The sequence below is a fragment of the Pseudorhodoplanes sp. genome (genome assembly GCF_035565855.1).
Taxonomy (GTDB): Bacteria; Pseudomonadota; Alphaproteobacteria; order Rhizobiales; family Xanthobacteraceae; genus Pseudorhodoplanes.
The window spans coordinates 1-7628 of sequence record NZ_DATMRX010000082.1 but is presented as its reverse complement, the minus strand read 5'-3'; the positions used below and the strand labels follow the sequence as shown (position 1 = coordinate 7628).

Here is a 7628-nt window from a genome sequence, read left to right as displayed (position 1 = left end):
GATCAAGCACCTGCGCGGCCATGCGAAAGATCGCGCCCTCGGTTTCCGATGCGGCGAGTTCGAACGCGGCCTCGCTGACTTCGCTGTCCGGATAGAGGGCCCTGCGCCGCGCATCGATGACATCGAGCGCATCGGTCCTGTTCAGGCCATGGCGCGGCAGCATCTCCTTCAGCGCGTCCGCAACGGGATGACCCGACGCCGCCTGGTCGTCGGTGAGGGCATCGTGCCACCATTGCAGCCTGATCTCTCCCGCCACCGGATCGCGCACCCGCGTGGCTACGGCCGCCGTTTCGAGGTCGAAGGCATACAAGGCGAACAGATCGGACCGGCGTGTCGCAGGCGCGAACAGCGTTGCGAGAAAGCGATCCTTGTCGCGATCGCGCACGAGATCCTCGCAATAATCGGATGGTCCGGTCATGCGGTTCTTGCGTCCGCGTGTCAGTCGACTGCAATCAAGGCCGCCGCCACGCGCCGTCCCTCTTCGAGCAGGATATTATAGGTATTGGCCGCCTGACCGGTGCGGCTGGTCTCGGCTGAAATGCGGTGCGCGGCAAAGAGTTGCATCAGCTCGGCGGGGAGCGGCCAGCGCGCCGGGCCGGTGCCGATCAAGAGGATACCGATCTTTTCCGCTTCCGCGATCACCGGTGCGAGCGTCTCGGCGGTGATCCCTGCCGGCTCGCTGACGGGCCAGGCCCAGATGCCGCTCGGCAGAAGCAGCAGCGAGCCGCGATGCGACATGTCGGCGAAGCGGAATCCGCCTCGGCCATAGGATTCGATCGGCGCCGGCCGCGGATAATGCGGGCGCTTGTCCGAGACGTCCAACTCAGCGCTTGGCCGCGGTGGGCTTGCCCGCCCTGGAGCCGGCCGTCTTGGATTCGGCGGCCTTCGAACCGGCCGCCTTGGGTGCGGTTTCGACCTCGGGGACGAACTCCTTGGGCGCAGGCTCGTTGGCCTCCTCGCGTCCGTAGCCGACGCCGAGATAGATCAGGATCGGCGCGGCGATGAAGATCGAGGTGTAGGTGCCGACGAGCACCACGCCGAACAGCATCGTCGCCGTGAAGGCGTGAATGGCGTGGCCGCCGAAGAAGAACAGCGCGAGCAGCGCGAGGGTCACGGTAACGTGGGTGATGACCGAGCGCGACAGCGTCGAATTGACCGAGATGTTCAGGAGGTCCGCAATCGACATGCGCTTGTAACGGCGCAGCATTTCGCGAATGCGGTCGTAGATCACGACGGTGTCGTTCAGCGAATAGCCAAGGATGGTCATCAGCGCGGCGATGCCGTTCAGATCGAAATCGATCTGCATCAACGAGAGGAAGCCGATCGTCAGCACGAGATCGTGCACGTTGGCGATCATCGCGCCGAGCGCGAACTGCCACTCGAAGCGGAACCAGAGATAGATGAAGATGCCGCAGATCGCGACCAGGAGGCCGAAAATGCCGTAGGCGAGAAGTTCGGTCGAGACGCGCGGTCCCACGACCTCGATACGGCGCACTTCGATGCCATCGCCCAGCGCTTCCCGCACCTTCTGCGCCGCCTGCTGCTGCGCCAGTTCGCCTCCGGGCTGCTGCGGGATGCGGATCAGAACGTCGGTCGGCGAGCCGAATTGCTGAAGCTGCGCCTCACCGAGATTGAGCGAACCCACGGTCGAGCGCATCTTCGCAAGGTCGGCGGGTCCCGATTTCGACTGCACCTCCATCAGCGTGCCGCCGACAAAGTCGACGCCGAGATTGAGGCCGTTGAAGAAGAACAGAAGGATCGCCGCGATCGACAGGATTGCCGATATCGGGAAACTGATGCGCCGGAAGCGCATGAAGTCGAATTTGGTATCGTCCGGAACGATACGAAGAAGAGGAATGCGCACGGGCGTTCTCGAATCTCAGATCGGGACGGTTCGTGGACGCCACCAGCGCACCCACAGGGCCACCATCAATCGCGTCAGGGTGAAAGCTGTAAACACCGTTGTCACGATGCCAATGCCGAGCGTCACTGCGAAGCCGCGAACCGGGCCGGTTCCGATATAGAACAGCACGGCTGCGGCGATGAAGGTCGTGATATTGGAGTCAAGGATGGTCGCGAGCGCGCGGGTGAAGCCCGCGTCGATGGCGTTGAGCGCCGATCGCCCTGCCCTCACCTCCTCGCGGATGCGCTCGTAGATCAGCACGTTCGAGTCCACCGCGATGCCGACGGTGAGAACGATGCCGCAGATACCGGGCAAGGTCAGCGTGGCATTGAGCAGCGACAGGATGCCGAAGATCATCGCGACGTTGACCACCACGGCGATATTGGCGAACAGCCCGAACAGGCCGTAGGTCGCGAACATGAAGATGATGACCGCAAGCGAACCGATCCAGGCGGCGCGCATGCCGTTGTCGATGGAGTCCTGGCCAAGGCCGGGACCGACGGTTCGCTCCTCGATGATCGTCAACGGCGCCGGCAGCGCGCCGGCGCGCAGGAGGATCGCGAGGTCGTTCGCGGACTGCACGGTGAAATTGCCGGAAATCTGACCCGATCCGCCGATGATCGGCTCGCGGATCACCGGCGCCGAGATCACCTCGTTGTCGAGCACGATCGCAAAGGGCCGGCCGACATTCGCCTGGGTGGCTTCGGCAAAGCGTCGCGCGCCATTGTTGTTGAAGCGGAAATTGACCACCGGTTCGCTGGTGCGCTGGTCGAAGCCAGGCTGCGCATCGACGAGATCCTCGCCGGAGACGACGACGCGTCGCTCGATCACATAGGGCTGGCCATTCTCCGACTTGCTGCCGCGCAGCAACTCGGAATCCGGCGGCAGACGCCCCGCCTCCGCCTGCTCCGGCGTCGCAGTCGTGTCGACCATCCGGAAGGTCAGCTTGGCGGTCTTGCCGAGCAAATCTTTCAGGCGCTGCGGGTCCTGCAATCCCGGAACCTGCACCAGCACGCGGTCGACGCCCTGACGGGCGATCGACGGCTCCACGGTGCCGAGTTCGTTGACGCGGCGCTCGATGATCTGGATCGACTGGTCGACCGACTGGCGGATGCGCTCCAGCAAGGCGGGCTCGGTCACCGTCAGACGGAACAGGCCGCCGCCGAGATTGACGACATCGACGCTGCGTTGTCCGGAGGCCTGCAGCAGTCCGCCAAGCGGCTGCGACAATTCCTGGAACTTCTGCATCGCGACATTGGGATCGACGCCTTCGCGAATCCGGAACTCGACCGAATTGCCGCGGATCGTCGCCGCAGCCGGGCTGCCCAGCCGATTTTCGCGGACCACGCGCCGCACGTCGTAACGCAGCGCCTCGACCTTCTCCTTGCGCACGGCGGCCGAATCCACCTCGAGCAGGATGTGAGAGCCGCCCTGCAGGTCGAGGCCCAGCACGATGTGACGTTGCGCCCATTTCGGCCACTTTTCGACAACGTCTTTCGGAAAGAAATTCGGAATCGCGAAGGAGCACACGATCAGGGTGACCGCGAGGATCGCCAGTGTCTTCCAGCGCGAGATGTAAAGCATCGGTTCAGTCCGTATGGCGTCGGTTGTGGCGGAAAATGAGGCGCGCCCCCGTCACGCCGATTGCCATTAGGCCTCGTCCTTGACCGGCTCGCCCTTGGCGCGCACGTCGGTGATCATCTGACGCACCTGCCGGATACGCACGCCGTCGGCAACCTCGACCTCGATCTGGTCGTCGTCGATCACCTTGGTGACCTTGCCGATCAGACCGCCAGAGGTCACCACCGTGTCACCGCGGCGCACATTCTTCACCATCTCCTGGTGCTGCTTCACGCGCTTCTGCTGCGGCCGCAGGATCAGGAAATACATGATGACGAAAATCAGGACGAAAGGCAGCAACGAAACCAGCATCGAATTGGCATCGCCACCGGCGGCCTGCGCATAGGCGGGCGTGATCAGCATCGAACGGCCTCTAGTGTCCCGATTCCGAAGTCCGCGTGAATGGGCGGCTTGCTCGTGAGCGGACTTCGAGGTCGAAGGACACCAGCAAGCCTTGGATTTTCAGTTGAGTCCGGCGCAAATCATTGCGCCAAAACGGCGCGGACTATAGCGGCCGCCAGCCCAATTGCAATGTTGCGGCGCGTTTGAGCCAAGATGCCGCAAGTCCCCGGCAAATCACTGGCCTTGCAGGCCTTTTTCCGTGCCGCTATGGGGTGCCTCACCCCGCCGCAAGAGGATATCCTGCCGCATGGCCAAAGCCAGAAAGCCCGTAAAACGCACCCCGGCTCGCGCGGCCAAACCATCGCGGTCGAAACCGGCCCAAGCCGAATCCACCACTCTCGATCGCATCGCGGCGGCGCTGGAGCGTCTTTCGCCGGCGCCGAAAAAAGCCCCGGATTTCAACGCCGCCGACGCCTTCATCTGGCATGCCGACGGCAGCGTGCTGGCTCCGGTCAAGCGCGTGAACCGGGTCGATCTCGGCCTTCTGCGCGGCATCGACCGCATGCGCGACACCCTGATCGAGAACACCGAGCGGTTCGCGGCCGGCCTGCCCGCCAACAATGCCCTCCTTTGGGGCGCGCGCGGCATGGGCAAGTCGTCCCTCGTCAAGGCTGCTCATGCCAGCGTCAACGCCGCGTCGCCGAAGCCCGGCCAACTGAAGCTGATCGAAATCCATCGCGAGGACATCGAGAGTCTTCCCGAACTGATGACCATCCTGCGGGACGCCCCGTTCCGCTTCATCGTGTTCTGCGACGACCTTTCCTTTGACGGCGACGACACCTCCTACAAGTCGCTCAAGGCCGTGCTCGAAGGCGGCATCGAGGGCCGGCCGGAAAACGTGCTCCTCTATGCCACCTCGAACCGCCGCCACCTGTTGCCGCGCGACATGATGGAGAACGAGCGCTCGACCGCGATCAATCCCGGCGAAGCGGTCGAAGAAAAGGTGTCATTGTCCGATCGCTTCGGTCTCTGGCTCGGCTTCCACAAATGCAGCCAGGATGAGTTCCTCGCCATGGTCGACGGGTATGTGCGGCATTTCCGCATCCCGTTCGAGCCAGAGGAATTGCGACGCGAGGCTCTCGAATGGTCGACGACGCGCGGTTCGCGATCAGGGCGCGTGGCGTGGCAATTCATCCAGGACTATGCCGGCCGCAAGGGCGTGCGGCTGTCGTAGCCGATCCCCCACAGCCGTCAACGAAGAGCGCTTACGATGCCCCGGTGAGGAATTGCATCGGGTCGACCGGGGTCGCGCCCTTGCGGATTTCGAAATGCAATTGCGGTGACGACACGTTGCCGGTCTGACCGGACTTGGCGATCACCTGCCCGCGCTTCACCGCCTCGCCGCGTTTCACCAGCAATTCGCTGGCATGCGCATAGGCTGTGACATGTCCGTTGGCGTGGCGCACCAGAACGAGGTTGCCGTACCCCTTCAGCTCGTTGCCCGAATAAGCCACGACGCCATCCTCGGCGGCCTTGATCGGGGTGCCTTCCGGCACTGCGATATTGATGCCGTCATTCTGCTGACCGGTCGGCTTCGGACCGAAACCTGCAATCACACGGCCGCGCACCGGCCACCGGAAGCCGGGCGAGTTATTGGATGCGGCCTGCTCTTCCTTGTCTTGCTTGGCCTGCTCGACCGGTGTCGGCGCCTCTTTCACGGGAGCCATCACGCGCGCCGACGGCATCGGCTCTGCGTGCGCTTCGGCGACGCGCTGGGCGGGCGGCATCGGGGCGACTTGCGGCTGACGCTGCACGACCGGTGCCGGCGTCGGCGCCGGCGTCCGCGCCGGCTGCTGCGGCACCTGCGCGACGCGGGAGACGCCGGGAATCGTCAGTTGCTCGCCCATCCGCAGCTTGTGGTGGGGCGGAAGGCGATTGGCCTGCGCGATCGCGACCGGGCTGACATTGTAGCGGCGGCCGATGCTGAACATGGTTTCGCCGGGCGCGACGGTGTGCACCTGACCTTGCGCCGCAAGCGGACGCGCCGGCGGAGCCTGGCGGATGCTGCCGGTGGTCGCGGGCGCTGAGGCGATCTGGGGCGCACGCGGCGGAGCGGCCGGCACGGCCGGCGGCGGACCGGAATAATTGTAGCGCGGGATGACAAGACGCTGGCCCGGATAGACCGGGGTCGCGGTGGTCATGCCATTGGCCTCGGCAATGGCGAGGGGCGGAACGCCGTAGCGCCGCGAAATCGAGTTGAGGGTCTCGCCTTGCGCCACGGTGATTGGCGTGCCGCCTTTCCAATCCCAGGTCCCCTGCTGCTGCGCGGTCCGCGGGCCGACAGAGCCGGTGACGGCAGGCTGCGACGGATAGGCATGTCCGCCGCGCGGCGCGGATGCGGCCTGCGGCTGATAGGTGGCCGGCTGGACAGTCGCCGGCGCATGTGGGGCCGGCGGCTGATAGCCGGGTGCGGGCTGCTGATAGGATTGCTGATAATACGGCGCCGGCTGCTGAGGATAAGGCTGCGCGGGCGGCAGCGGCTGGCTGTGAATCTGACCTTGCGGCGGCTGCTGCGCGGGAACGGAGCCGGTCGTTGCCGGCTGCGACGAGAATGGATTGGAAAACGGTTGTTCGATGCGGTTGACGTCACTCGAGCAGGCAGCGGTCGTCAGAGCGAGCGCCGCGCATACCGCCAGACGGGGCGCAGCAGGCGAGCGGGCGGGCTCAGCAGAACGCATCGTACAAAACTCACTCACGCTACAAGACAGTGAGCCGAGTTAAACACCCGCGGAGTAAATAAGGTTTTAAGCCATATCGAAGCGTCAAGGTTAAGCGAGGTTGAAACGTCCGCCGCGGTTACAATTCCTTCGCGCGCCCTTCAACGAGCGGCACAAATCGCACAGGAATCAGATCTTCGCGTTCGATCCCATCTTTCGTGCGGCGCAGGCGAACGATGTGCTGCGGGCCGTTCTTCGGACCGAGCGGCAATACCATGATGCCATCGTCGGCAAGCTGGTTGACCAAAGCATCGGGGATCGTCTCGGCCGCCGCGGTGACGATGATGCGATCGAATGGCGGAAGGTTCGGCGCACCTTCAAGCCCGTCGCCGATCAATACGTCAATATTGGTGTAGCCGATCTGATCGAAGGTGCGCCGGGCTTTCTCGGCGAGCGTGCGGTAGCGTTCGATGGACACGACATGCGCCGCGATCCGTGACAGCACCGCTGCCTGATAGCCGGAGCCGGTGCCGATCTCGAGCACGCGATGATGCGAGGCGAGCTCCAGCAATTCGGTCATGTAGCCGACGACATAGGGCTGGCTGATGGTCTGGCCGCAGGCGATCGGCAACGCGTGATCCTGGTAGGCCTGTTCCCTGGTCTCCTCGCTGACGAATTTCTCGCGCGGCACTTCGTCCATGGCGCGCAACACGGCGTTGTCGGTGATCCCGCGACGCCGCAGCGTCAGCAGGAACTCCATGCGGTCCATGTTCTTGTTCCGAGACGGCCACATGGCATGGGCCCTCCTGTCCGTCCGGGGCGCGTCCCGGCGAGCGACAGTCTAATCGAATCCTTCGGCGAGCCGCGTCATGAAATCCTGGTCAGTCTGATCGAGCCGCAGCGGCGTGATCGAAATGCGGTTCTGCGCCAGCGCCGACAGGTCGGTGCCGTCGACCGGTGTCGGCTTGCCCTTGCGCGCGAAGGCGATCCAGTAATACGGGTTCGAGCGGCCATCGAATCGCGGCTCGATCCGCAGCAATTCCTGA

Annotated in this window: 8 protein-coding genes and 1 pseudogene; 1 reads left to right on the top strand and 8 read right to left on the bottom strand. The window is 64.4% G+C overall.

Features of this window, described 5'->3' with window-relative positions; genetic code table 11:
- From VN004_RS04640 to yajC, 5 genes are all read right to left on the bottom strand, one after another.
- A partial coding sequence (locus tag VN004_RS04640; protein ID WP_325607489.1) for a squalene/phytoene synthase family protein occupies positions 1–418 on the bottom strand: 418 nt, incomplete at its 3' end.
- A 20-nt stretch (positions 419–438) separates the two neighbouring features.
- On the bottom strand, positions 439–822 hold the full coding sequence (locus tag VN004_RS04635) for an Mth938-like domain-containing protein (protein ID WP_325607488.1): 384 nt from the start codon (positions 820–822) through the stop codon (positions 439–441).
- Position 823: 1 nt separating this feature from the next.
- Complete coding sequence (gene secF, locus VN004_RS04630) at positions 824–1813, bottom strand: protein translocase subunit SecF (protein ID WP_325607491.1); 990 nt, start codon at positions 1811–1813, stop codon at positions 824–826.
- A 66-nt stretch (positions 1814–1879) separates the two neighbouring features.
- Positions 1880–3487, bottom strand: coding sequence for a protein translocase subunit SecD (gene secD / locus VN004_RS04625; protein WP_325607487.1), 1608 nt, complete (start codon positions 3485–3487; stop codon positions 1880–1882).
- A gap of 66 nt (positions 3488–3553) precedes the next feature.
- Positions 3554–3886: a preprotein translocase subunit YajC gene (gene yajC / locus VN004_RS04620; RefSeq protein WP_325607486.1), complete on the bottom strand. Its 333-nt coding sequence runs from the start codon at positions 3884–3886 to the stop codon at positions 3554–3556.
- A 286-nt stretch (positions 3887–4172) separates the two neighbouring features.
- Between yajC and VN004_RS04615 the strand changes: the two genes are divergently transcribed.
- Positions 4173–5099 carry an ATP-binding protein gene (locus VN004_RS04615; RefSeq protein ID WP_325607484.1) on the top strand — a complete coding sequence of 309 codons (927 nt, stop codon included), beginning with the start codon at positions 4173–4175 and terminating at the stop codon, positions 5097–5099.
- 31 nt (positions 5100–5130) lie between these two features.
- Here the strand turns inward: VN004_RS04615 and VN004_RS04610 are convergent, their stop codons facing one another.
- The 3 genes and pseudogenes from VN004_RS04610 to VN004_RS04600 form a co-directional block, all read right to left on the bottom strand.
- Positions 5131–6603: a peptidoglycan DD-metalloendopeptidase family protein gene (locus tag VN004_RS04610; RefSeq protein WP_325607482.1), complete on the bottom strand. Its 1473-nt coding sequence runs from the start codon at positions 6601–6603 to the stop codon at positions 5131–5133.
- Between the two features lie 118 nt (positions 6604–6721).
- Positions 6722–7375 (bottom strand): protein-L-isoaspartate(D-aspartate) O-methyltransferase, encoded by a 654-nt coding sequence (locus tag VN004_RS04605; protein WP_325607480.1) that lies wholly within the window; start codon positions 7373–7375, stop codon positions 6722–6724.
- A 48-nt stretch (positions 7376–7423) separates the two neighbouring features.
- Positions 7424–7628, bottom strand: a pseudogene (locus VN004_RS04600) (5'/3'-nucleotidase SurE); the annotation flags it as partial.